The organism is Paenibacillus sp. FSL H8-0283, from assembly GCF_045040675.1.
GTDB lineage: Bacteria > Bacillota > Bacilli > Paenibacillales > Paenibacillaceae > Paenibacillus > Paenibacillus amylolyticus.
The window spans coordinates 2,658,080-2,683,349 of the sequence record NZ_CP150295.1 but is presented as its reverse complement, the minus strand read 5'-3'; the positions used below and the strand labels follow the sequence as shown (position 1 = coordinate 2,683,349).

General features: G+C 47.0%; 26 protein-coding genes. 2 read left to right on the top strand and 24 right to left on the bottom strand.

What is annotated here, in order from left to right; genetic code table 11:
• Positions 1-110: 110 nt before the first annotated feature.
• The 9 genes from MHI52_RS12220 to MHI52_RS12180 all read right to left on the bottom strand — a co-directional run bounded on the left by MHI52_RS12220 (position 111) and on the right by MHI52_RS12180 (position 7,229).
• Positions 111-719, bottom strand: coding sequence for a M23 family metallopeptidase (locus MHI52_RS12220; RefSeq protein ID WP_405159074.1), 609 nt, complete (start codon positions 717-719; stop codon positions 111-113).
• A gap of 89 nt (positions 720-808) precedes the next feature.
• Entirely contained in the window at positions 809-1,342 is a 534-nt protein-coding gene (locus MHI52_RS12215; RefSeq protein WP_405159073.1) for a DNA topology modulation protein FlaR, read from the bottom strand.
• A gap of 158 nt (positions 1,343-1,500) precedes the next feature.
• Positions 1,501-1,947 carry a DinB family protein gene (locus MHI52_RS12210; RefSeq protein WP_127543673.1) on the bottom strand — a complete coding sequence of 149 codons (447 nt, stop codon included), beginning with the start codon at positions 1,945-1,947 and terminating at the stop codon, positions 1,501-1,503.
• A 303-nt stretch (positions 1,948-2,250) separates the two neighbouring features.
• The gene (locus tag MHI52_RS12205) at positions 2,251-3,348 is read right to left on the bottom strand and encodes a Gfo/Idh/MocA family protein (protein WP_405159072.1); all 1,098 of its coding nucleotides are present in this window, start codon (positions 3,346-3,348) and stop codon (positions 2,251-2,253) included.
• Between the two features lie 63 nt (positions 3,349-3,411).
• Positions 3,412-4,584, bottom strand: coding sequence for a Gfo/Idh/MocA family protein (locus MHI52_RS12200; protein WP_076249766.1), 1,173 nt, complete (start codon positions 4,582-4,584; stop codon positions 3,412-3,414).
• Positions 4,581-5,495, bottom strand: a complete 915-nt coding sequence (locus MHI52_RS12195; RefSeq protein ID WP_289392752.1) for a sugar phosphate isomerase/epimerase — start codon at positions 5,493-5,495, stop codon at positions 4,581-4,583. Before MHI52_RS12195 ends, MHI52_RS12200 begins: the two co-directional genes overlap by 4 nt.
• Positions 5,496-5,842: 347 nt before the next feature.
• The gene (locus tag MHI52_RS12190; RefSeq protein WP_036670453.1) at positions 5,843-6,340 is read right to left on the bottom strand and encodes a metallophosphoesterase; all 498 of its coding nucleotides are present in this window, start codon (positions 6,338-6,340) and stop codon (positions 5,843-5,845) included.
• Positions 6,341-6,374: 34 nt separating this feature from the next.
• Positions 6,375-6,809, bottom strand: coding sequence for an Rrf2 family transcriptional regulator (locus MHI52_RS12185; protein ID WP_076208829.1), 435 nt, complete (start codon positions 6,807-6,809; stop codon positions 6,375-6,377).
• A gap of 42 nt (positions 6,810-6,851) precedes the next feature.
• Positions 6,852-7,229 carry a DivIVA domain-containing protein gene (locus tag MHI52_RS12180; protein WP_017689054.1) on the bottom strand — a complete coding sequence of 126 codons (378 nt, stop codon included), beginning with the start codon at positions 7,227-7,229 and terminating at the stop codon, positions 6,852-6,854.
• Positions 7,230-7,428: 199 nt separating this feature from the next.
• Between MHI52_RS12180 and MHI52_RS12175 the strand changes: the two genes are divergently transcribed.
• Positions 7,429-7,995 (top strand): TraR/DksA C4-type zinc finger protein, encoded by a 567-nt coding sequence (locus MHI52_RS12175; protein ID WP_405159071.1) that lies wholly within the window; start codon positions 7,429-7,431, stop codon positions 7,993-7,995.
• 189 nt (positions 7,996-8,184) lie between these two features.
• On the opposite strand, the gene MHI52_RS12170 is transcribed toward MHI52_RS12175, so the two are convergent.
• From MHI52_RS12170 to MHI52_RS12140, 7 genes are all read right to left on the bottom strand, one after another.
• A complete protein-coding gene (locus MHI52_RS12170; protein WP_405159070.1) occupies positions 8,185-8,877 on the bottom strand; it encodes an ArsR/SmtB family transcription factor in 693 nt (230 codons plus the stop codon).
• Between the two features lie 133 nt (positions 8,878-9,010).
• Positions 9,011-10,300, bottom strand: coding sequence for an MFS transporter (locus MHI52_RS12165; RefSeq protein WP_405159069.1), 1,290 nt, complete (start codon positions 10,298-10,300; stop codon positions 9,011-9,013).
• 248 nt (positions 10,301-10,548) lie between these two features.
• Positions 10,549-10,824 (bottom strand): barstar family protein, encoded by a 276-nt coding sequence (locus MHI52_RS12160; RefSeq protein ID WP_127543685.1) that lies wholly within the window; start codon positions 10,822-10,824, stop codon positions 10,549-10,551.
• A gap of 14 nt (positions 10,825-10,838) precedes the next feature.
• The gene (locus MHI52_RS12155) at positions 10,839-11,279 is read right to left on the bottom strand and encodes a ribonuclease (RefSeq protein WP_076318556.1); all 441 of its coding nucleotides are present in this window, start codon (positions 11,277-11,279) and stop codon (positions 10,839-10,841) included.
• A 269-nt stretch (positions 11,280-11,548) separates the two neighbouring features.
• Entirely contained in the window at positions 11,549-12,556 is a 1,008-nt protein-coding gene (locus MHI52_RS12150) for a Gfo/Idh/MocA family protein (protein WP_405159068.1), read from the bottom strand.
• A 2-nt stretch (positions 12,557-12,558) separates the two neighbouring features.
• Positions 12,559-12,933 (bottom strand): helix-turn-helix transcriptional regulator, encoded by a 375-nt coding sequence (locus MHI52_RS12145; RefSeq protein WP_036609188.1) that lies wholly within the window; start codon positions 12,931-12,933, stop codon positions 12,559-12,561.
• A gap of 514 nt (positions 12,934-13,447) precedes the next feature.
• The gene (locus MHI52_RS12140) at positions 13,448-14,596 is read right to left on the bottom strand and encodes an acyltransferase (protein WP_405159067.1); all 1,149 of its coding nucleotides are present in this window, start codon (positions 14,594-14,596) and stop codon (positions 13,448-13,450) included.
• 72 nt (positions 14,597-14,668) lie between these two features.
• Between MHI52_RS12140 and MHI52_RS12135 the strand changes: the two genes are divergently transcribed.
• Positions 14,669-15,061: a YidH family protein gene (locus MHI52_RS12135; protein WP_405159066.1), complete on the top strand. Its 393-nt coding sequence runs from the start codon at positions 14,669-14,671 to the stop codon at positions 15,059-15,061.
• Between the two features lie 176 nt (positions 15,062-15,237).
• On the opposite strand, the gene MHI52_RS12130 is transcribed toward MHI52_RS12135, so the two are convergent.
• The 8 genes from MHI52_RS12130 to MHI52_RS12095 all read right to left on the bottom strand — a co-directional run bounded on the left by MHI52_RS12130 (position 15,238) and on the right by MHI52_RS12095 (position 25,266).
• Positions 15,238-15,843 (bottom strand): general stress protein, encoded by a 606-nt coding sequence (locus MHI52_RS12130; RefSeq protein WP_017689064.1) that lies wholly within the window; start codon positions 15,841-15,843, stop codon positions 15,238-15,240.
• 870 nt (positions 15,844-16,713) lie between these two features.
• Positions 16,714-19,233: an ATP-dependent helicase HrpB gene (gene hrpB / locus MHI52_RS12125; RefSeq protein ID WP_282321817.1), complete on the bottom strand. Its 2,520-nt coding sequence runs from the start codon at positions 19,231-19,233 to the stop codon at positions 16,714-16,716.
• Between the two features lie 153 nt (positions 19,234-19,386).
• The gene (locus MHI52_RS12120) at positions 19,387-20,193 is read right to left on the bottom strand and encodes an SDR family NAD(P)-dependent oxidoreductase (RefSeq protein WP_017689067.1); all 807 of its coding nucleotides are present in this window, start codon (positions 20,191-20,193) and stop codon (positions 19,387-19,389) included.
• 189 nt (positions 20,194-20,382) lie between these two features.
• The gene (locus MHI52_RS12115) at positions 20,383-21,225 is read right to left on the bottom strand and encodes a protein phosphatase 2C domain-containing protein (protein WP_405159065.1); all 843 of its coding nucleotides are present in this window, start codon (positions 21,223-21,225) and stop codon (positions 20,383-20,385) included.
• 10 nt (positions 21,226-21,235) lie between these two features.
• Positions 21,236-21,988, bottom strand: a complete 753-nt coding sequence (locus tag MHI52_RS12110) for a vWA domain-containing protein (protein ID WP_127543696.1) — start codon at positions 21,986-21,988, stop codon at positions 21,236-21,238.
• Between the two features lie 33 nt (positions 21,989-22,021).
• Complete coding sequence (locus MHI52_RS12105) at positions 22,022-24,097, bottom strand: hypothetical protein (protein ID WP_405159064.1); 2,076 nt, start codon at positions 24,095-24,097, stop codon at positions 22,022-22,024.
• Between the two features lie 158 nt (positions 24,098-24,255).
• Positions 24,256-24,531 carry a WXG100 family type VII secretion target gene (locus MHI52_RS12100; protein ID WP_017689071.1) on the bottom strand — a complete coding sequence of 92 codons (276 nt, stop codon included), beginning with the start codon at positions 24,529-24,531 and terminating at the stop codon, positions 24,256-24,258.
• A 186-nt stretch (positions 24,532-24,717) separates the two neighbouring features.
• Complete coding sequence (locus MHI52_RS12095; protein WP_017689072.1) at positions 24,718-25,266, bottom strand: WXG100 family type VII secretion target; 549 nt, start codon at positions 25,264-25,266, stop codon at positions 24,718-24,720.
• Between the last annotated feature and the right edge of the window lie 4 nt (positions 25,267-25,270).

Sequence of the window (25,270 nt, the reverse complement as noted above, 5' to 3'; positions counted from 1 at the left end):
TGCAGGGTTGTCCGGCTGCCATCACTTCCCCGAAATTCCTCTGCCGGACCGAGGGGCGGATGCCCTAATGCGTGAATACGTTGTTATATACTGTTGGAGCCATCTTTGAGTTAACATAAATAAAGTCTTTCTCCAATTTCCTTCATCTGTGTTCCCATTCTCTGCAAGTCAAATCGGATTTGTAATGGAGTATCACCAATCCATGCACCCACATGAATATGTGGATTTCTGGAATATCCATTGTTCCCAGCTTTCGCAACTACTTGACCAGTCGTAATGATGTCACCTTCTTCAACACTTATATCCATTACATGGGCATAAGTAACAAGAACACCATCTTCTCTTGCAAATACTATAGAACTCGCCCTTCCCGGTATAAAAGTCCCGGGATTATTAGTTATTCGATTTGTAAATATAGATTTCACAACTCCATCAAATGGAGCTAGTACATCAGCACCCCATGTATACCAATCCTCATTGAGCCTACCGTCACCATCATACATTCGCATCCATCCATCTTTGAATCTGGTGATCATGCAATCTCTACCTAAAGCATCACCTATGTACTGGTACTGCCCTTCAGGATGTTCAATTGTTAGAAATAAATGATTGAATACAGGATTTATAATCACTTCAGAAATATTCAAATTTTTCATCCTTTCTTCATTGATTTGCAAAAAAAACATTGCCTCAATTGCATATAACGTTCTTGTATTCATGAACCCCGAAGGGGTTGTCTGCTAAATTGCCTCCACGAAATCCATTCAGCAGACCAAGGCTCAATCGGAGCCGCTGCTTGAATATTATGTTATGTGAGGTCACTTAGCTTCTTTGAACTACTCTCATTGATTATGTCATTATTATTCTTTAATATTTCTAATTTGTAATCATACGGTTTTAATATTTCTAAGATCTCCTTCTTTGTCTGCGCTTCAAATCCATGATTCCATTTAATCATTTCCAATAGTCCTTTTAGTGTTTGTCTATAATTAGATTTTTCAATGCCTATTCTTTGTTTAATAAATCTATTAATTATTCTTAAGTCTCTTACAAAAGTGTTTGGTGTTAAAAATATAATTTTATCCGCTAAATCAAAACTCTCAGCCAGCCACTTGTAATAAACTCCTTCTACAATCCAAGAGTCTTTTATTATTATTTCATTTAATAGTTTGTCACGGACTTCAGGAGAATTTTTTCCTGCCATTTCTACTGAACTACTCCACATTACCTTGTCTAATTCATAGTAAGGAATGTCCAATTGCTTAGATAAATTTTTAGCTAGGTATGTTTTACCACTTCCAGTAGAGCCAATGATGTGAATTCTTCTTGGCAATTCGGTCATAGCCTCTCCTTTATTTAATGGATTTCAAGTGATTTCCTATAACGTTCCTGTATTCACGACTCGACGCATGTCGAGTGTCCGGCGTATGCCGGACCCAGGACGAATGTCCGCAGCGTGAATATGATGTTATAGGATGTCCATGTCTTCTCTGAATCACGCTAATAGGTTAGGTTTTCGATTTGTTTCTTATGATGTTCATCATGGTGTACGAATATTTTTAGATATCTTTCATAGGTATAAGGTCGTTTATCATTGCCTATAAAAAAGTGAATTTCTGAATGATCTACCTCACGGAATTGGTTGACTAAATGGGTTCGAGTTTCAATAAAGGTTTTAATCATACTTTCTCTGTCTGTAAATTCTTTAGCCTTCTCTATTGCTTTTAAGTTATGGGTATCATGATCGACGAATCCTGGGAGTTTCACTTGGTCTTTTATGTGTGGGAGCATTGTATTTAAAGTATATTTATCCCAATTCCATAGATGGGTCACGACTTCCTTCACCGTCCACTTTCCAGGAGCAATCGACTTTTGCCAAGTCACATCATCAATTGATTTTACAAATTTATTGAAATGTTCAAACTGCTCTAATAGTTTCTTGTTCATCTTCTTTAGTCCCTCCTGAATTAACTTCGCATGGATTTCCTATAACATCATATATACGAACTTCGTAAACACTTCTCTTTTCAAACAATATCCGAACTACATATAATATAACCCATATTAATCCATCTGCGAAGTCACGAACATACTCAAAAAAAGCAGCCCAGTGCGAACTGCTCCATTTGTTAGAAAAGACTAACCATTTGGATCCAGTTTAACATTTGGGCTGCTCTTTCTTCACTCAACAATAGAAGAATTAAGGATAACCTTTAGTAATCAACCTTTGCTCTCCTTCACCTAAAACATTTACTTCGCCCCGCTACTCCACACCACGCGCTCGCTCATGGCTTTGTGCTGTGCAATCAGACAGAGTTCTGCCGCTTTGAATGCATGTTCTTGTGTCATGGCTGTCTCGGTCCGGTCCAGGCAATCGCGGATGAGCTGACCGAAGAACGGGTAGCCGACCTTGCCTTTTACATTGTAACGGTACTCCCCTTCATGATTGACCAGGTACACCTGATCCCCCTGAGGTTCCCTTGCGATGTCGATATACTTCCGCAGCTCAATATAACCGTCCGTTCCCAGAATAACTGTACGCCCATCGCCCCATGTGCCCAGACCATCGGGTGTGAACCAATCCACTCGGAAGTAACCGGACGCTCCGTTGTCCCCGATCAGAGAAGCTTCGCCGAAGTCTTCCAATTCCGGGAACTGTGGGTGATTGAAGTTATGCACACGACTGAAACCTACCTCAGCGTCCGTACATGATGCAAACGTCAGAAATTGTTCGATCTGGTGACTCCCGATATCACATAGAATGCCGCCATACTGCTCATGCTTAAAGAACCAGTCGGGTCTTCCTCCAGCATTCAAGCGATGCGGGCCTGTACCCATAACTTGCACTACTTTGCCGATTGCCCCTTGTTCAATGAGCTGCCCCGCATAGATCGCACTTTCTACATGCAGTCGTTCACTGTAATACACCATGTACTTTTTGCCCGTTCGCTTCACTTCTTCTCGTGCAAGCTTTAATTGCTCCAGCGTGGTAAATGGGGCTTTGTCTGTAAAATAATCCTTGCCCGCGGCCAGAACCCTCATGCCAAGCGGCGCACGATCTGAAGGGATCGCTGCACTTGCCACCAATAACACCTCATCATCTGCAAGCACCTCTGCTTCAGATCCAGCGACTTGAGCCTGTGGGAACTGCTTCCGAAATGCCTCTACCTTCGCCGGGTCCGGATCATACACCCACTTGAGAGTAGCTCCAGCCTCCAACAATGCCCCAATCATGCCGTAGATGTGTCCGTGATCCAGCGCAACAGCAGCAATCGTGAACTCACCCGGACCACATACGACCTCTTTTGTAACACTTTTTGGTGCATAAAACATCCCGTCTTTAGCCATGTCATCCCATCCTTTTTATAAAATGTTGATTACAATGAACTCGTCTTACATAACAAATCGTCTTCATTTAAACGTCTGACTCAAATCAGCAGGTTGACTGCCACTGAATGCCTTGTCTTTCTTCGTCGTTGATCCAGCAATGCGTTCCTGCAGATGCTCATAGAACAGATCCTCATCGATCGGCAGATCCACCCAGTTATCCGTCCAGGTGGACAGCAACATAGCGTTCGATAACGTCAATCCGTGTATACCATCCTCACCGGGAGCAATAAGTGGTACGCCTGTACGAATCGCATCAACCCAGTTACGAATCAGACCCGGGTGACCCGTTTCCACACCTGTAATCGGAATCTCGCATTTCCAGCATTCTGGCTGTCCAAAACCTCCGGTAAACCGCTGATTGAATTCAGGCTCAGATTCCCGAAGTCGCCAGAACGTAAGTTTTCCATCTTCGATCACGATTTTACCCCGGTCTCCGTTGACCTCGAATCGATTGGTACCTGGTGCTTCTCCAGTAGTCGTTACGAAGACACCCGTTGCTCCATTTTCATACTCCACATAAGCTGTTACATCATCTTCCACTTCAATGTTCCGATACTTGCCAAACGAACAGAACGCACGCATTCGTACCGGCATCATGCCGATGGTCCACTGCCACAGATCCAGTTGATGGGGGTCCTGGTTAATCAGTACACCGCCCCCTTCACCTGCCCATGTTGCCCGCCAGCCGCCGGAATCATAGTAACTTTGGGATCGATACCAGTTCGTAATAATCCAGTTGGTACGCCGTACTTCACCCAGTTCGCCCGAAGCAATCAAGTCTCTCAGCTTAATGTAGAGTGGATTGGTTCGCTGGTTGTACATCATGGAAAAGACTTTGCCACTGGCTGCGGCCGCTTCATTCATCTTGCGTACCTGTTTTGTATACACACCGGCCGGCTTCTCGATCATGACATGCAAGCCATGCTTGAAAGCCTGAATGGCCTGTTCCGGATGATCATAATGCGGCGTTGCAATAATGACTGCATCAATCGTACCCGAAGCCATCATCTGCTCTGCATCCTGCCAATAGGTGACCGTTGCCGGAAGGTGACTGGATACCCAGCTCTCCATCTCTCTTCTTACATCACATACGGCGACCAGCTCTGCACCGGGTACTTCTCCAGCCACCAACGTTCTGGCATGTGCTGCTCCCATGTTTCCTATACCAATCACCGCTACTCGTACGATACTCATGACTGCTCCTCCTCGTCCACACGACGCTCAATTTCGGCGAAAACGTCTGCAAAATGCTGTAACATCGCCTTGGATTCCAAGGCACCACTAAAGTCCTCAATTCCGTAGTATCCGTCATACCCAACGGCACGAAGATCCCGCACCATCTGTACCCAATCGACCATGCCTTCAGTCAGCGGCGTCCAGTGACATTTCCAGGCTGTATTCAGAGCCACTCCGCTGCTCTTCTCAGTCACATTAGCCTTTTGTGAATCTTTCCCTTCTGGTTCAAACCACCCGGCATTTTTTACATGTACATGAGCCAGGTAAGGACCCAACAACTCAAGTCCCATTCGATGATTCTCATATCCTTCATGCACCATATTGCCTGGATCGTACAATACACCCACATGCTGCGGGTCGAGCGATTGCACAAGCCGATAGGCCAGTGATGCCGTGGGTGCAATCGTCTGATGATGCGTCTCTACAATCGCCTTGATGTTGTATTGTTTGGCCAGATCTTGCACTTCATTCAGGTAATCAACGGCTTTACGATACAACTCAGGATAACTGGTTTTGCGATCATATCCTGGAACACCCACACGCATCATAGATGCTCCTAATCCAGCCGCAGCCTGAAACGCCTGCTCGGTGGCAGACAAATCCCCACAGTTCAGATACGGTACAAGTGCGATCGATTTTCTACCTTTCCCTAACGCTGCTTCACGAAAAACAGGAACCTGTTCCTCCCAGCGGCTCGGATCTACCGAGCATCGATTATTTCTCCAGTAAGAAGGCTCTTCAGATATAGCATCTTCAGGAATTCCACGGAATCTCCACTCAATTCCATCAATTCCCGCTGCTGCCGCAGCAGATGCCAGTTCTTCTGCATTCAGATCAGGGGTAGCCACCGTGAATACAGACAGTTTCATCATGATCCATCTCCTTATGTAAACGTATTCATTTCATGTCGTAAAGGCATTGTATCACTCCACTGAACGTCACCATAGGGGAAAACGCCAACAGATGAATGACAGATAACGAACAGAGCACATTCCCCATTCAGAGATAACTTCCAAGAGAATGATGTGATCAAAAATCAAAAAAGACATCCCTGGAACAGATTTGAATTCTGCTCAAAGATGCCTTGTACAATAATCATATATATAAGATGAAATTTAAGGAGAAGGTTCCCTCTCAGTTATCAAGTCGCCACTTCAGTAGCTGGTTCTGGTTCTGGCTCTTGTACTCGTCCAACTTGCAACCAGCGCTTATCTCTCTAATCCCGATCAAAGAACACATGTTCAGCCTGTATTTTCCCCTGATCTATTGTCATGATGCCAAATGAGTATTGTTTCTGAAAACGCCGATCCGTAGGCGACCCCGGATTAAATACCAGTGTGTTGTCCACGGTATGCATCACCGGGATATGTGAGTGTCCGTAGATCACAGCATCCACATGCTGGCCTGCAAAGGTATGAATTGCATTCTGCTCCGTACCCTTTGATCCCAGATGACCGTGCACTAGCCCCAGACGAAGTCCTTCCACTTCAACAATACGGGAATATCCCAGTTTTTCAGCGATTTCGGACGGGTCCGTATTACCCGCTACCCCTTCAACTGGTGCATACTCACTAAGCAATGGGTACACACTCCAATCCGACCAGTCACCGGCATGAAGAATGAGATCGGCACTCGGCAATACATCCAGGAGCCTAGTCGGTAACTTCCGTGATTTACGTGATAAATGTGTGTCGGAGATTACTACAATTTTCATATAACAACCCACCTTTCCTTCGTCTTATTACAATCTATTCTGTCTGCGATGGAACAGCTTGCATCTGAGTACATGAACGTTCCATATCTTCGAGTGTAATGGATGCAAAGAACTGCTCCACCTTCGCCTCGGCAACCTGATACAGATTAGTCAGCAAGCCGTCTATATGCAAGCCTACCTCACAATCCGGGTTACAATTGCCATGAATCGGGAACAATGGACCTTCGTCCTTGGCAGCCTGATAGATCATGGCTAATGTGATTTCACTTGATGGCTTCGCTAAGTAGAAACCTCTTGTTCCAGGAGAGGAGTTCACCAATCCTGCCTTTTTCAGCCCGCCCAGAATACGTCTAACGACGACAGGGTTGGTATTCACGCTACCTGCAATGTGTGCAGACGTGATTCGTTCAGGCGCGCTGAGTGACAATAACAACAAACAATGCACACTGACCGAAAAATGAGTACTCATGATTAACCACCTTTATTTAATATAATCCAGGACATGCCGACCTTATTCAGAGAACAGATCCTTTTCGGGACGTGCTCTGATCTTGAGCTGTCGCACACTGTATTCCAGTTGTTTCACAATATCATCCAGTTGTTTGCGATCAATCTTGGTTGGATCTTCCACCGGTTTCGCGGACGACTTGAGATCGCGGATCGTTAACTGCTGTTCTTGCCATTTGTCCATCAGATCTGCAATATTGGCATAGAAACGTTCGTAATCTTTGATGACTAGGTCAAGATAAGCATCTACCTCATCCGGATCATAACCACGAAGTTTATAATTAAATTGTTTTTCATGTATCGATAACGCATCTAGCTGCACACCCAATTGTTTGAACAATTGTCTTTGTTTATCCAATCTTCGTTTCATATGTTCATCCATATTGACAACCTCCATTATAAGCCAAGCCGTAGTTCTATTTCCTGGGAAGAACACACGGCAATTTCTCTCTCTATTTTTTATAACACATAATCCGTCAGATATAAAACGATACAGCCCCATTCCTCACGAAAATGATTGCTTTTCATCCAATTCGGGTAAAGACTCACTACACCCCACAACGGGAAAGGAGCATGTCCTTATGAGTACATTAACTAAAGATCAACATCAAATACTGAAAAATGCCCTTTTGGAGCAACGTGAAAACTTGCAGCGTCATTTTGAATCCAGCATGGAAGACGGTGCTCCAGTCGAGTCGCTGAAAGATTCAACCGGTGAGCTGTCCTCCTATGATAATCATCCGGCAGATGCCGGTACGGAAACATTTGAACGCAGCCGTGATCTGGCGATTGACGATACATTAACAGACGAATTCAATCAAGTGAACGACGCATTGGAACGTATGGAACAAGGTACATACGGAACCTGTGTAACGTGCGGAGAAGATATTCCTTTCGAACGACTTGAGGCTATCTCTTATACCGCTTACTGTATTGACGACACACCTAATCGGGAGATCAGCAACGATCGGCCCGTTGAAGAAGAAGTAATGACCATGCCTCCGAGTGGTGCTGGGGAAGGAAGACAGCAGCGGGCCGGCAAGTTCGACCACGCAGATGCCTGGGAAGCGGTCGAAGAATATGGTACATCCAACTCCCCCGCAACCGCAGCCAAACGTGATGTGAAGGGCTACGATGAGAACATGTAACTTTGTTATGAACTGAAACGTTAAGCGTCAAAATTGATTGATTCCATAGGTTGCTCTACCATTAGCCTTCCTTATCACGCATTAAAAAGCCGCCATTGGGCGGCTTTTTCTAGTTTTCTCCATAGCAGTCTCTCACGTTTGCGGTTACTTGCTTCCATCAATAAGGCTGAACCCATGTATTCCATCCGTTTATTCTTCCGACTCACTACCAGATGATGCAGATTCCTGCCGCTTAGACACAGATCGAGACGTTTTCGGAGTTGCTTTATCCTTATCAGACGTAGCTTTCTTTTTCTCTTTTGCATCTGTCTTAGAAGCAGGTATTTTCACTATAGGTTTAGAGAGAGCAGAGAATAACTGAAAGACCTCATGTTCCCCTTGCCGATTCTCTTTTGTTGTATAGGGTTCACAGAGTTTTATGATGTTTTTATACAACTGCTCTACTTCCTCACGGGTTGCATACAGCGTGATGTCCGAGAGAAACATCCGATCTTCGTTTTCCGCCTGATGCATGAATCGCTGACGACTTTGTTCGAACATCTCATTTAATAATTTGAGCGTCTCGGACCGAAACACCTGTTTCAATGGAGAGTTTTCCTTGTCTTCATCTTCGTGACGGAGATGGATCTCTCCGGTGAATGGTTCGTAGTATTTTGCGATAATCCCATTAATCTCACGTGTAGAAACGATGGTCAGCAGACCAATTTTCTCCAGCTTTTTCACATGATAGTGAACTTTGGCTGGCACCTCACCCATCTGGTCGGCGATCTCTTTGACAGTGGATGGTCTGCCCTGCTTGTTAAACATATTCATGATCTGTATCCGATACGGATCGGAGTAGATTTTAATTTCTTCAATTGTTGAAAGAACCTTGTGCGCCATCCCTGTATCCTCATTTCCGGGGTACCTGTTGTCCATCGATATCTCTATTATAACGTTGCGTCAGGACTTCGGTCAAAACGAGCGAGAAATGACTTGATACAGAAAATTGGCTAATGATCACTTCTGAATATCTTCACAGAGCACTTCGAAAACTTTTGCTAAATAACAACATACCTGCTGACATGGCAAGCATAATACCGAAGACAATAAACAGAACAGGCATGGTCATCCAATCCGCAAGTGCTCCCGAAGCCAGACTCCCAAGGGGTGCAACACTCACGACAAGCATACTCTGAAGGGCATACACTCTACCCAGCATCTCCGAAGGGGTAACTTCCATAAGATAGGTGGCCAGCGGTGTTGTAGCCAGCGGAATCCCCATACCCATCAGTAGACAAAAGGCCGCTGCAACCGGCAGTTGGAAGGAAGTCATGTAAGCGGGTAGTGCCGTCATCGCATAGCTGAGACCCAACATGACAATACCGCTGATGACCAGCACACTTTTACGATAATTCGCTCCCCTTTGTGTCAACCATACTCCACTGAGCAACATACCTCCCACCATCAGCCCACTAAGCAGACTTAATCCCCCAGCGCCAGCATTCAGCGTTTCAATGACATAGGGTGTACGAAGAACATTAAACGGCATCAGGCAGAAATTAACGAAAGCAAACAGGATGGAGACAATTAAAAGTAAGGCATGTTTACGAAGAAAATGAAAAGCTTCCGCCATTTCGGAGAATATACTACTTTTGTCGGATGAAAGAGAATTAAAAGTAAGGCATGTTTTATCTTCATTGTTAGCAGATGTTGAGACTTCAGGGTAGCCTACTCGGCTCATCATTAAAGCACTTAGCGCAAACAACCCCGCATCAATCAAGATCGTCCAGGCAATCCCTATTGTAGCAATAAGGGCACCCGCCACTGCAAGTCCTGCGAGTTCGGCCACTCTGGTTGCGGAAGAGGACATGGCATTACCCGAAAGCAGCATCGATGTGGGAAGCAATCTGGGGACACTGGACACTTCCGCAGGCGTAGTGAAACATTCCAGCAAAGAATTCAGAATCGTGATGACAAACAGATGCCAGACTTCAAGTTGGCCCAAACCAAACAGCAAAGCTGTAATACCCACCAACAACCCGCGACCCGTATTCGTAATCACAATCACTTTTTTGGGAGACATGCGATCAACCAAAGCCCCGGCGAACAGACCCAGAAGGATATTGGGCAAAAAATTCACCGCCAGCAACGTACCCATCAACACTTTCGAACCGGTTAGAATGTAAACCATCCAACTGTAGGCAATTGAATCAATCGAATCACCAAATCTGGATACAACTTTACTAAGCATAAATTGCATGTACGGTCTGATTCGTATTAACTCACCCATACCTTGCTTGCCAACTGCTGTGTTATCGCTCATCCCTTTTCACTCCTCAACGTTAAAATATTTTTCATGTTAATTTTATTTTAACGTAAGTCATGCAGAAATCAATACCTCCGTGAAAATAATTTTAACGACAAGGAAGAAAAGTAAAATCTCGCTCTTCTTTCAGATGATTCGTAATCAACACAAAGACTTTTTGAACAACCTCCTATAACACAAAAAAACAGACCACATGTGGTCTGCTCGGCTGGACGTATTGTATTTGAACTGTCTTTATTTGCTACCTACTTCTCAACAAGCAATTGAAATCCAGCCTGTTCAGCCTGTACCTCCAACATCAAATCACGTACCCGGCCTGCTTCATTCCCCAGTCGTTCTTCGCTGATTTGGTAGTTGGTCCATTTTAACTCTAGTGGAAGTTCAATTGTACCCGTCAGGCAATCCCACAGAGCGTCGAGATTACCGCCATAAAAATCCGGCAGTTTAAGCTTAACCCTTAATTGTTGATGAAGTTCAACGCTACTAGCAAAGTCTTCTCCATCCAGAATCACGGTATTCATGGCTGCTCCTTCCTCTATTTCAAACGTGTAAAGGATGCATAATGATCTGTCGTTTTGTAGATGAGTCCATCATTGGAGTACACAATTCGATCCGAATTACGGAAGCCGGAAGTATAGTTAATATCCGCTTCGCGCCATGTACGTCCGCTGGCCGAAGGCAGAAGCCCCTCCCGATTGCCAAATGTATCCCCACCGATGCTTTTGCCAGGAGCAACTACAGCCAAGTTTCCTTTTGACGCTACCCAGCCAAGTCCTGTTGCCTGTGATTTGGTAATAAAGTTACATGGCAACGTTCCGTTTGCACTCAAATAATTTGCTACACCCGTAAACGTATTGATGATGGTACATGTTGCAGCAGATGCCTTCTGCTGTCCGACTGGAGTGAACTGTGAACCTGTGAGGAAAACAAACGTTAACAACAATGCCAGTAATGCGGTGGATATCAACTTTTTCATCAATCCGGCCTCCCAAATCTTCAAAGTAGATGAACGTGGTCACGATATGCGTTCTGTAAGCTGTAATGGTCTAGTTGTATGTTCTGCTAGATTATAGTAAACAAGTCATCTCATGACTATTTATATCACATCAATTTGGTAGAAATATCAAATAAAGACGTTTAAATTGTAAAATATTATAATGGTAACATTTTAAGACAGAAAAAAAGACTCTCATCCCTGAAGATGGAGTCTACTTTTCTAGTATGTTTAATATGACCTGACCTAATCTAACCGATCAATTGCACACGTTGACGAGTTCGAGCCGATTCCAGGCACGCATCAATAACGCGCATGTTTTGAATGGTATTTTCCGGACTGAAAGGTAAGGCCTCTCCTTCAAGCACAGCCGTTGCAAACGTCTCCACCTGAAGCACATAGGAATTCGACACGGATACACGTTCCTCACGGCTGACCGAATCCGTGTGTACAATAATCTGAGGTGGAATATCACTGTTCTCCCAGCCAAACACTTTTGGCAGTTCAATCCGCCCTTCCGTCCCGAGAATCTCCATCTCCGCTCGACCTGAAGCCCACATACCACAGTCAAAAGTTAAAGCTACCGAATTCGGAAATTCTACCAGTCCCGACGCCATCATATCCACGCCATCATGCTCGTCCGAGAATAGAGCGTGAACTGTCACCGCTTCCGGTTCCTGTCCCAGATACATCCGGGCCGCGGAGATGGGATACACGCCAAGATCAAATAATGATCCGCCGCCCATCTCTCTTTTGAACCTTACATTCTCCTTATCATCAGCGGTATTACAGGTAAAGTTACCATGGATGGCTCTGACGATGCCAATCTCTCCACTAGCTATAATCTCTTGCACACGTCTGTGCTTGGGATGATATCGATACATAATTGCTTCTGCAAAAAGAACGCCTTGCTGATGACATACCTCAATCATTTCTGCCGATTCATCAGCATTCAGGGCAGCCGGTTTCTCACACAACACGTGTTTGCCAGCCTGTGCCGCTTTGATGGTCCATTCTTTGTGCATATGGTTAGGCAAAGGAATATAGACGGCTTCAATGTCCGGATCAGCGATGAGCTCTTCATAACTGCCATACGATCTGGCAATACCGAGTTCTTCGGCAAGGGTTCTCGCTTTTTCCTTGCTACGGCTGGCAATTGCCAACACCTCACCACGTTCGGACTGCTGGATCGCTGGAATGACTGCATTTTTGGCAATGGTTGACGTACCGAGTACACCCCACTGTAACTGTCTGTTCATGCTCATCTTCCTTTCGTACCGTAATTGTCCTCTTCTGCTTTGTGTAACATGCCGAGACAACGATCCAGATCCGTTTTGACCTGTTTCTTGTATAACTCAGCTTTTTCCGCACCATCATCCGTGAAATGATATAAAACGATTTCCTGAAAATCGACCTTTGGATCGTTACCCTTCAGCTTCTTCGTGCGATAAAATACACCCTGTTGTACCAATTCATGTAATGCCCGATATACCTCGCTCTGGGGTGGTACATAACCGTAGTCTTTGAATTCCTGCTTCATCGCCTCCAGCATCTCGTAACCATACCCCCTGTGCTGTTCAACCATCGTAATCAGATACAGCTTGATAAATGCCCGCTGTGCAATCATAAAAGCCACGTTCATTCCCCTCCTGTCAGAACCTATATATCTAGTATTATAAAACTTATGTTCGGGTTCTGCCATCTTTCTCCGCTTTGCCTCCCTTTTATCTATCTTTAAAAAAGGTGAGCAAGAAATCGTGAGGATACGCGTTAACCTAGGTAAGCACGGAAAAAGGTTTCCTGTTGTGAATTTTTCATGTAATGAAATTTTAATTTTTATTCAAACGAATCAATTTCATAATACCTTTAGCTGCTTCAATCAAGGCTGGATATCGATCGAAACGGTTCAATTTGTCTATATCCAGTTACAGAAATCCATTTTTAGTGAGTTATGAAATTGATTCAAAAGTTGTTTATTTCAGGGCTCAGGGTGTCGTGAGATCGAATTTTAATGACAAGAAAGTCTGTGCAAAAGCTGTAAAAGCTGTAATACCTGTGCTCCTGTATCTTGTGTTCATATACTCTCGTACTCCCGTACACTTCTATGCGGCTGTGGTGATCTATTATGAATTTTTCATATGTTGATGGATTCATTTATCGCGGACAGATTTCGGTACGGCTCCCACAATCCATTTGCCCCAGCTTACACGCGAGATAAGCCATGTCACTACACAGGATAATGTAAGAGCCAACAACCAGGTGAAGATCATTCGAACGACAGGGTTCCAGCCCATAGCAACGTAAAACAACTCATCCGGAATGTAGCTATACCGCAGCATCAACATATGCATCAGATAACCGCCATACGATACACCACCAATCCATCCCAGCAATCGTGTAGCCCTGAGGTTATGAAGTTTTCCGGCCAGCTGGTACATGACCATAATGGAAGCGATCAGATAGAGTGCCATATCAGGGCGGATCAAGCTGACCGTGTAGAACGTAATTTTGATTCCCTCCGGCTTTTGAAACTCCAGCATTAATAAATAAGTAAACCGCAGACCCAGAACAATAAACACTGTCCAGTATATCCAGCGCAATCGATGAATCCATTCATTCCAGTGCTGGACGGATAACCCCGCTGCTGCACCAAGTACAAAATAAATAAAAAAATAGAGGAAATTGCGGTCTGCATACGTTGTAAAAGCATCTGTCAGCACCGGGATATTCAGCCGTTCCATGAACTTGGCAATGTTTCTTAATTGATCCGCAAGCACCAGATACACCACACCAGAAATCAATAATGCGATCAAGCGCCCCTTGGCCTCATATCGGTTATATACATAACGAATGGCTCGCAAGAAGAGCGGAAATAACAGATAAAACTGAATCAACATAATGATGTACCAAAAGTGTGAAGTCGTTTTGCCCGTAAGCAACTTCAGGCCTATGTCCGGGATGTCATTCCATCCAAATCCGGTCCAGCCCCTCGGTGCCAGTGTAAAATAAATGAGTGACCAGATCAGGTAAGGCACGATCACGTCGTTTACTCTTTTTCTCATAAACTTGCCGTAATTCAGCTTGTCTCCCGTGTTATAGAAGAGCACCATACCTGTTATGAATATGAATAAAGGAACTGCAAATTTGGAGAGCATCAGCAGTATGGCCAGTAACACGCCATCCTCCAGTCTCGTTTCCGGGACCAAAGAGTAATGTGCGATGGAATGCTGGAGAACCACCGCTCCAAAGGCAATTCCCCTTAAGCTCTCTATTTCTGTAATTCGTTCTTTGCGAGGCATATATTCAGCCATCCTTTCTTGGTTTTGCGATAAAAACAAAGTACAATGAAGCCGTATATTTATTGAACGGAGTTGATTCACATTTCTTTAACAGACAAAGACGTAACCACTACCGATTCCAAGTATGTCCAGCAACATCTGGCTAACGAGCGAACTTTTCTGGCCTGGGTGCGCACGGGTATTGCCATGGCGGGCATAGGCTTTCTTGCTGCCGGATTTGGTTTCAATTCGTCGGCGTATGATCAACTTGCACATGTTGCGGCGATTATTACGGGTATCACTTCTCTGATTGGCGGCATATCCATCATTGTGTATTCGGCAGCAGCGTATCATCGGAAGCGTGCACAAATCAATGAACAGACGTTTCAGGCATCGACCGGATTAATCCGGTTTCTTACCATGATGCTACTGGTGATTGGACTCGCTTTGGCTGTACTGTTATATGTATTGTTATTCCCTGCTTGACTGGGTAAAAACACCATCCGACATTATTGACACCCACCTATATGCAACACAGGGACAAAAGCCGGCTTCCCTTAAGGAAACCGGCTAATGACCATCTGGTGGATCATATATGTCATTCCATTTTGCAGATAATAAGTCCTTGGGTTTATTTCATATCGATTAAATTCGCGGCAAGATTACAGGAATGTATTGTTACCGAATCGCGCTGCCTTGTTTTGGGCTTCCAATCTGCGTTCTTCCATATCCAGATCCGGACGTTCGGCTGGCACATCTCCGCGATGAGCTGCTTCGGCTCTGTCTCGGTTAAGCTGGCTGTTGCCACTGAACACATCGTACACATCGGAGTCCCGATCCGTAGAATCTACGAGCAGCAGGATTTTACCATTCTGTACATACTCCTCATACTGTTTAGCGTCCTCTTCCGGAATACCAAGACCCACAAGTCCACCCACCAATCCGCCAGCTCCTGCACCCACAGCTGCACCGGTAAATGCTGCTGCGATAGGGCCTGCGGCCAGAATCGGTCCTATGCCGGGTATGGCTAGTGCACCGATACCTGCGAGCAGACCGGCTACGCCACCAAGGACACCACCTGTTGCTGCACCCGCAGCCACGCCTTCAGGGGCTTTGGTACCTGTCTCTTCCCGAATTGCCTTCAGTTCATCCCGATCCTGTGTAACAACGGAGATTTCGTCTGAAGTGAATCCTTGTGCTTTCAAACCCTCGATAGCCTGCGATGCTTCACGTTCTGTATTAAACACACCTACGATTTTCTTCTGCATAGTGAATCCCTCCTCATATTATTGAGTGGTTCGCTATGTTATTACCCGCCTAAGTTTCTTTTAAACGTTTGCAAGTCAATATACTATGTGTTGATAGTAAAAAATTGCTGAAGTTCATTCCTTATTAATCCTCATCAAGGTGTGCCTTCAAACTCAGGTATGTGATACGTTGTCAGGCATGTTCTACGTTAAAGGATGTTAGGGTCCAAAACATCTTGAAGTCCAGACTGGCTGATCCTAGCGGATTGTCCCAGACGATTTTCTAAGGAACCGAGGACGTCTTATTTATCCTTCGGGCCCTCCTTATATTTTGTAAGGAACATGAGACACGTTATTTACCAAAATCACCTGACAAACCCGTTGTAAATGGCTGGTTATTCAAATATAACGTGTTTTAGATTCCTTAGGTTACTGTGGGCGCTTCAAATCGCTGAATAAGACGTCACAAGTTCGTTAGCGCTCCGCTCCATGGTTCTGCTCCATGTTCAGCTCCCCAGGCACGTGCAGTTACGCTTCGGCTTCGGCAGGTTTGAAGATACGCTCTGGGGTGTACCTTCAACCTCTAAAGAAGCAGATTTTGCCGAATTCTCGTCCCATGCCGGAAGTTTTCGGCAGGCGTGCCGGGGCACGTCAAGGGAAAGTGACGCAGCATGGGACGAAAAGGCAAAGTGACGTAACATGGAGCGAAAAGATAGTAGAAGATGCACGTTAGCGAGTTTGGAGACACGTCCTGGTTAAAGGGTGATTCTTTAAGACAGAGAATGATTCGATCAGCTACAAAACTGACTGTTGTTCAGCAGAGTCTGAGCCTGATGAAGAGCGCCCTTTGGGAGCCAAATCGTTGATGTCTTTAAAAATGAAGTAATTCAACTATTTGCCCCGTGGTTTGGCTCGATTTGTGGCGACCGCTTCAAGTGGATTATCCGGCCAGTAGTGCTTCGGATAACGACCTTTCAGATCTTTTTTGACGTCAAAATACGTCTCTCGCCAGAAATTGGCCAAGTCTCGTGTGACCTGTACAGGTCGCTGAGCCGGTGATAATAGGTGGATGGTCAACGGGACTCGCCCACCCGCTATACGCGGTGTCTCCTGTTGTCCAAACATCTCCTGTAATCTTACTGCCAGCGCCGGGTCCTCTGGACGACTGTAGTCCACGGGAATACGAGAACCACTGGGCACCTGTATATGCGTCGGAGCTTCATCGTCCAGTTGTTGTCGTTGAGCCCAGCTCAATCCACCCAGTAATACATCCTGCATTGACAATCTCTTCAGGTCGGCTGCCGATCGCATGCCTGTCAGATAAGGGGTAAGATGTTCTGCCAACTCTTCGGTCAGATCATCTTCGATCAGGTCAGGCCACTCAGGTAAATGGAGATGCAGGAACCGTAGCCTGTCCGCAAGTTGTCTGGATGTTTTTGTCCAGGGCAGACAATCCAGCCCTTCCATCCGTATCCCGGATAATAGTGCTTCCAGCACCTGATCTTCAGGCGGCTGTGCAATACTGCTCTCTTTAATCACAAGGGCTCCAATACGAAGTCTCTTATGTGCCCGCACGCTGCGGGTATTGGAATCCCAAGCCACTTGCACTTCATCGCGCAGCAAGTGCTGACCTGCCTGCAACAAGGTCTGCTCCTGCAACGGCGCAGCCAGCAGGATGCGCGCATCTGCGCCCTGGTCGTCTGCCTCGGCTGCGACCAGATACGCTGCACGGCTCAGCGATTCTGTCGCTGCGAGCCGTACGCCGCGGCCGCTGCTCAGCAGATAGCGGCCGTCCTCCCGGCGTTGCCCGATCCGGTCCGGATAGGCGAAGGACAGCAACAATCCGCAGCTGTCCTCATCCGGCCGCACCGGATCGGCCGCCGGGCCGAGCGCCGAGCGCAGCTGGCGGCTCTCCTGGAGCATGCGCCGCACGGCCGCGCCGTCTGCGACAGCCGTTGCCGCTTGCGGCATGCCGCTACTGTCCGCGGTCAGCAGCGCCTCTACGCGCGGGCGGAGGTCCGTGCCCGCGCCTGCACTGCCACTGCTGCGGAGGCCGGCAGGCTCCTGCAGCAGTGCCGCCAGCATGCTGGCGTAGCTGGCCAGCCCAAGCTCCGCTGCGCGGAGCAACATGCTGGCCAGTCGCGGATGCACGCCAAGCGTGTTCATCCGCCGCCCGAAGGGCGTGATGCGGCCTGCGTCGTCCAGGCCGCCCAGCTGGCGCAGCAGCGCCTGTGCCTGGCCGTAGGCGGCGTCAGGCGGGGTGTCCAGCCATTGTAGCTCTGCTGGGGACTGGACACCCCAGACGGCAAGCTCCAGCGCCAGCGGCGCAAGATCCGCGGAGGTGATCTCCGGGCGAGCTGCCTCAGGCAGTCCCCCATGAACCTCTTCGCTCCATAGCCGGTAACACACCCCCGGGGCAATTCGCCCTGCACGACCCTGCCGTTGATCGGCTGACGCCTTGGACACCGGCAGAGTGACAAGCCGACTCATTCCCGTGCGCGGCGAAAATGCCGATGCACGACTCAGCCCTGCATCCACCACAATCTTAACTCCAGCGAGTGTGAGACTGGATTCCGCAATGGAAGTGGACAGCACAACTTTGCGCGACCCCTCAGCCGCCGGCCGTATGGCCTCATCCTGTTGTTCCATCGGCATACTGCCATACAGGGAATGAACTTTCACGTGCGCAGGAAGAGAACCGTTTAATAACTCTCGCTCTGTACGGTGTATCTCTCTTGCGCCAGGAAGGAAAACAAGCACGTCTCCCTCCTGTTCAGCTAATGCCCTGGTCACCGTCTGAGCCGTGAATTGTTCCAACTGCATAGCTGCCGGTCTCGGTACATATCGAGTTTCCACCGGAAACGTGCGTCCGGGACAGTGAATTGATCTTGTACCTTCGCCAAGCAATGCACAGACGGGAACAGGATCTAGGGTAGCCGACATCACCAGCAATTTTAGATCTGGACGTAACATCGCTCGCGATTCTAATGCCAGGGCCAAGCCCAAGTCCCCGTGTAGATGCCGCTCATGGAATTCATCAAATATAATCATCGCCGTATCCTCAAGACCCTGGTCCTGCTGCAACATCCGGGTCAATACCCCTTCCGTCACAACTTCAATACGCGTCGCCTGACTCACCCTGGTATCCATGCGTACACGATATCCTACGGTCTGACCCGCTTTTTCTCCAAGCGTAGCCGCCAGTCTCGATGCAGCCGAACGCGCAGCCAGCCTTCGGGGTTCCAGCATAATGATTTTCCGTCCAGCAACCCACGGCTCCTCCAGCAAAGCCAGCGGAACAACAGTCGTTTTTCCCGCTCCTGGCTCTGCAATTAACACACCTGTATCTTGATCCCGAAATAACTGTCTTAACTCAGGAATAACCTCTTGTATCGGTAACTCTATATGCATATAATCGCTCCTAATGAATGTACCCTACTGCTCTTCAGTATCTCTATTCGAATGTTAGCATTATAACAAAAAAAGCCGTTCCAGAGGAACGACTATCGCAGACACACCCTAAGACACGCCTTAGCAAAAATGAAATTTATCCAGGATACTCACTTAGCTGAGCAATGATTCGGCACCATCAATAACGATCTCTGCTCCGGTAATATGTCTGGATTCGGACGATGCGAGGAAACTTACCAGATCGGCAACATGTTCCGGCTGACCCGGCCCGTCCGCCAGCGGCTGCTGTCCTTCCGGGAACTCCATCGGAATGATGATCTGCTGTAGATCATCCGTTTTGACCGTACTTTGATCGATATTTGTTGCAATCGCTCCTGGACAGATCACGTTCACACGTATCTTGAACTTCGCCAGCTCAAGCGCAGCCATCTTGGCAAAAGCAACCTGTCCTGCCTTGGACGTGCTGTATGCCGACATGCCAAAGCTTGAGAAGCGTTGATTGCCATTAATCGAACTCGTGATGATAATACTGCCGCCACCCCGTTTTTTCACGTGAGGCAATGCATATTTAATCGTGAAAAACGTACCATTCAGGTTGGTTGTAATAATCTGTTGCCAATCTTCAACCTGAATTTCCTCAATCGGTGCCGATACACCGTTAATGCCCGCATTGGCAAAAACAATATCCAAACCGCCGAATAACTCAACGGTTTCCAGTACAGCCTTTTCCACACGTGCCGGGTCGGAAATGTCTACATCAAATGCTCTTGCCGCACCGGGGTGCAGCGCATTAATCTCTGCTTCCGTTTCCGAGATCCGATCATTCACCAGATCAAACAAAGCAACATGTGCACCCTCTTTAGCCAGCTTGACCGCAGTGGCCTTCCCAATCCCGGAGCCTGCTCCGGTAATAATCGCAACCTTACCCTGGAACCGTGACTTGCCGTTATGTTGTGTCATTATCCATTCCACTCCTTCATTTTAGCAATTATGTAAGAATGTACGTTCATACTCATCGTGAAAGCCAATTCTTCACAAGATTACCCAAAAAGAGTGTCTTTTAAATCAACACCAACAAGTTTTTTCACAGTTGATCTTCGCCGCTGTCACAGCTTCATCAGGATCGATCCACAACTTGATATCCCGCACTCACCATTCCAGCTCAATGAAAGCGGCATCATCTTCAAGACCGCCGGTATGTGTCGCATCCAGCAATACCTGAATGTGTTCATCCGGGACATAGGCTTGAATGGCATCCAGGTCGTTCAGTCCATCCGTATATAACTGAAGACGCAGTGAATCTCCTGCGGACCCTTTCATCTCGCAGATGTGCGGCTTACCACCAACAGGTCCTTCAAGGGTAGACCAACGCTCATTTGTTTTGCAGTGAGTCTGAAATAATTCAGACTGTTCCTGACCATTACGCCACAGGCGAATACGGGAATCTCCTTGCCACGCAAGCCACACCCGACTTTTGCGGCCGCCTCCCGTGAGCTCAATCCGCCCACAGACATACATGGTCTGACTGCCCCGACTTCGCTTTTCCATCAACACTTCACGCAGCAACAAAGGGGAACTTTCCAGTGGCTGCAATTTCTCCAATTGCTCCGATGCGGGAAGGGTAAGATCATGGAGAAGACGCTCAACACCCTCTACCGTTGTGTGTTGCGTCGTTTCCAACCAATCCAGCAAAGCATTCCCTAGGAAACGCGCTGCAAAATCGCCCAGGTAACTCATGCCTACGCCATCACACAAAACAAAATTACAGATATTCCCTTTCATACGTACCGCAGCAAAGTCCTGTCCGGTATCTCCCTGATGTACCGTCTCAGCCGCTCTGCCATAACCATATCTGCACTTGAATGTGCCTTGATAGCGAGTTAGCGGCTGTTCCCCGGTCTGTACACTCACATAGCGAAAGTTGCCATGCCGTTGCTCGGCATGGCCCCCCTTATCTCCAGCAGACAATGTTGCCAAACGCATCGCTCTCATGATTCCCCTCCTATCTCACAGGCGTAGCAGCGGACATCTGGAACCCGATTGATACCAATTCTGCACATGTACCTGGCAGCATCATGAGTGCACCGGGTGCAAGCAAATAATCAGCTTCAACAAGCATTTCCCGATAACTTTCGGGCAGGATGGATGACATATTCCGCAGCTTCTCTCCATGCTCATCCTGTAGATTCGTTTCCGAAGAGATTCCCTTCCATCTTCTAGGCTCAGCAATTGGTCCTTCAAGCAAATGATCCGATATAAAAATATTCTCCACCAGTACATTGCCGTCAGGTACACTCATACCCATAATTCTTTTTGCAATAGGTTCGGGATCTTCACCTGTGGCTACCCCATCCGTCATGTGGCATACAAGTGGCGCAGGACAATCCTGCATATTTGGAATTTCGGCCTGTAGAATCTTTTCCGCCTGCAGGAAAGCCTTCGCAGAATCTGAAAACCGTCTCGGAGTCAGGTCAGGCAAAGAACCAACGGCAGCGATCTCATCAATTCCTTTGATTCCGTTCAACAAGTCATATACATCATCGCTGTAAGCCAATATGGCTATACGATAGCGAGGTGTCAGACGATTTCCCTTGGTAGACCGAAACACCATTTGGCGGATCGCGAGAGATAAGGCATCATAGACGACGTCAATCCGTCGGCGATTTTCCAGAACCATGTTCATGGAGGCGCTAATATCAATTAAATATATAATAAGTGCAGGTGTACGCTGTGATGCTTGAATCGTGTAGTTCATCTAGGGTGAGTCACCTCCATCATTCACATTAATTTATAAGTTGGGCAACTTGTAACTGTTGTTGCTCAGAAATTTGTTAATGGCACTCATTCGAGCGGCTACTTTGCCAACACCTTTGAAATAGGAAGCATCGGTATTGTAAAGATTTTTGAAATCACGGGCATACGCTTCCGCATTTTCAATTTTTCTGCCTTTTTGCGCGTTATACGTTTTATTGTAATGAGCAATCAGCGTGACCACATTCTGGGCACGTTTTTTCTTCAGAGCTGCTTTCTGAGCAATCTCCTGTTGACGTTTAACTTCAGCTGCCGCTTTACGCTCCGCTTCCTGTTTTGCAAGCTTGGCATCATTCTCTTTTTTCCAGACCAGATAAGCTTCATATTTCGCCTGTTTATCGTATTTTTCCTGCTCCGCTCTCTTAGCCGCTTCTTTCTTCTGCTGTTCCTGCTTCACCAGAAAGGCCTCATATTTCGCCTGTTTGTCGTACTTGGCCTGTAACGCCTTACGTTCTTCTTCTTTTTTCTTTGCTTCAGCTGCCTTCTGCTTGGCTTCAGCAAGTTTTTTCTTTTCCTCCGCGTCCAGTTTTGCAGCATCTGCGGCCTTTTGTTTCTCTTGTTCTTCCTGCTGTTTGAGCGCAGCTGCCTTTGCTGCTTCAGCCTCTTCCGCAGCTTTGATATCTGCCAGTCGTGTGGCTTCCTGCTGTTCTTTCTGTTTCACCTCTGCCTGATCGGCGAGTATTTTGACCGTTGGCACGCCACCTGCCAGCAATACAATAAGTACAGCGGAGGAAATCATGAACTTTTTGGATCTGTAGAATGGCACAGGTACAGGTTTGTCTGTGTCTTCTTTTGGATTAAGCTTTGCATCCAGTTCCTTAATTGCAGCCTCGACTTCCATCTGCATCGCGCTGTTATGAGGAATAAAATGATAAAGCGAGCGGTACACTTCCAGTGCTGCAGCCGGTTTATCTTCATCCTCCAGGGCTCTTGCTTGCAGGAACAGACGGTTCACAACCGCTTCCTGATCGGGAGAGTGCGGCGTTTGAGGACGGTTCCCGTCTTGCGTATTCACCGGTTCACTTACTGGTTCTGAGCTCTTTTTCAGATTCACATCAGCTTCGGACGAATTGGCGGCTTCTTCTTCCGCTGTCACAGCAGCCGCTGCATTGGCCTGATCCACGTCTACCGCAGCCAATGCAACATACCACTCACCAAACGTCGGACAACTGCTCAGATCGTGACTTTCCCAAGCTCGAATAAACAGATCGGACAGTTTGGAACCCCAGCGCTTCTCAAGGGACTCCCGCATCGCATAATACCGTTCACTCACCGTTTGCATTTCATGCTGATCAAAATAACTTTCGCCCCACGCTTTCTCTACAATCACAGGGTCGGACCAGCTTAACATTTCAGCAATGATAACCGCTCCGGCAAATCGGTCAGCATATGAACTCCACAGCCCGCTGTGCACTGTTCGATGGGCTGCATAACCGGGTGACCCGGCAAGCAGGGCATCCGGACGATCCATCTTGGAACCGTACATCTGCTCGACATCCACAAGTTCTACCGCAGACATCTTCCCCAGGTTCTCCACTTCGGAAAAAAACGGAATCATTACATTGGGAGCGGACATATCGCAATGAGCCAGTCCACGTTGTTCCATAGCCGAACCTGTTCCAGCAAGCGCTCTAGCCAGCTTCAGGCTCACCTCAGCCGTCAACTGTCTCTGATCACTGATCACATCGAACCAGGTCTGACCTTGCACCCATGGCATCAACACCGCATATAACAGATCGGGATGTTTTCCAATGAGCGCTCCGTTTCTTTCCGGAGTGAGCACATCACGCTTGCATACCTGCAAACCTGGCAGTTCACTATAAGACTCCATATGCTCAGACTGATATACCATAGCCGGAATACGGAATTTAGGAAAAAATACTTTTAGTGCTTTAGCCCCATGAATGGAACCATTTCGGGGTAACAACTGATAAACAATCCCCTGCCTTCCGGCTTGGGCATAAGCCAGACCCGGCGCAGCCGGATGTTGCCCAATCGTATAGGCAATGTCGTTAATCACCACTTCATCCCCGGGATTTGGTTGAAAAGACATGCTTATCCCTCTCTCTGTCCTAGTGTCATAGTTGCAACAAAAACCGGGTGTTGTGAAAACGCCCGGTTTTTGCTGTAGTTGTACATCTTCAGCTTGCTATCCACCTATAATTCAGGACGAATTCAGACTTCACATCGGCCTGATCTATGTAAAGCAGATTAACGAGCTTGGTCAGCTGTACGGAATTTGTTAGCAATAGCTGTAAGTTCAGCGCTGATGCTGTTCAGCGTTTGAACGAATGATTGCATTTGTTTGCTAGCTTCTTGGAACTCTTGGAAGAAGCGTTGCTTTGTCATACCTTCCCATTGTCCTTCCATGCTTGTGATGGATTGAGTCAATGTAGATACGATTTGCTGACTTTGCTCACCGCTTTGTTTAAATTGGTTGGAAACCTGATCAAGCTGCTCTGGGGTAACTAAAATACGTCCTGCCATTTGTAAATTCCTCCTTGGTTTGTGCAATTAAATTTTTACTTGTTCAAATTGTACTATACCAGGATCGATCGGACAAAAGCCGAAGGACCTAATCCTATTTACCCCATTTTCAGCACTTGAAACTTCTCCTAACAGCCTATTTACAAAAAAATATTCACTTTCTGCTGTTACTTTTATTCACCCTGTTCAGGAAACAACAGGCTCGGTCCCTCTTCTTCCCCGAAAGGAAGGATCTGTGAATCTCCATGCTACAGGCTCAGGCTGCATAGCCTGCACCAGTGTAGCCGGGGAGCCATCAGGCGGAGCGGCATCCTGTACACGATATACGGCCGCCATGGCGGAAAGGGGATCGGATACTACAGCTACAGTTGCAGAATGTGCAGGCATGATTTCTCCTGTACGATTGTTCTGAAGAACATTCAGCATATTGACCGCATTACCATAGGCTGTGTTCACATGACTCAGCACGGAACGATACTCCATGTCTGCCTGCTGGAATAACAACGCTTTGCGTCCCAGCTGTACGCTTAAGTCCATTAATCGACGCAGCGCATCCTCGCCCAGTCGTTTACTGTGATTCCATTCATTCATCACCGCTGCGCGGGATTCAACCTCCCACTCCAGCGAATGAATCGCCTGATCCAACACTGTCATCTTTTGCTGTATTTGCTCCGCTGCATACTGAATCTGCTTGCTCAGTGCCCGAAGCACATCCGGTTCCACACGAATGCGCATTTAC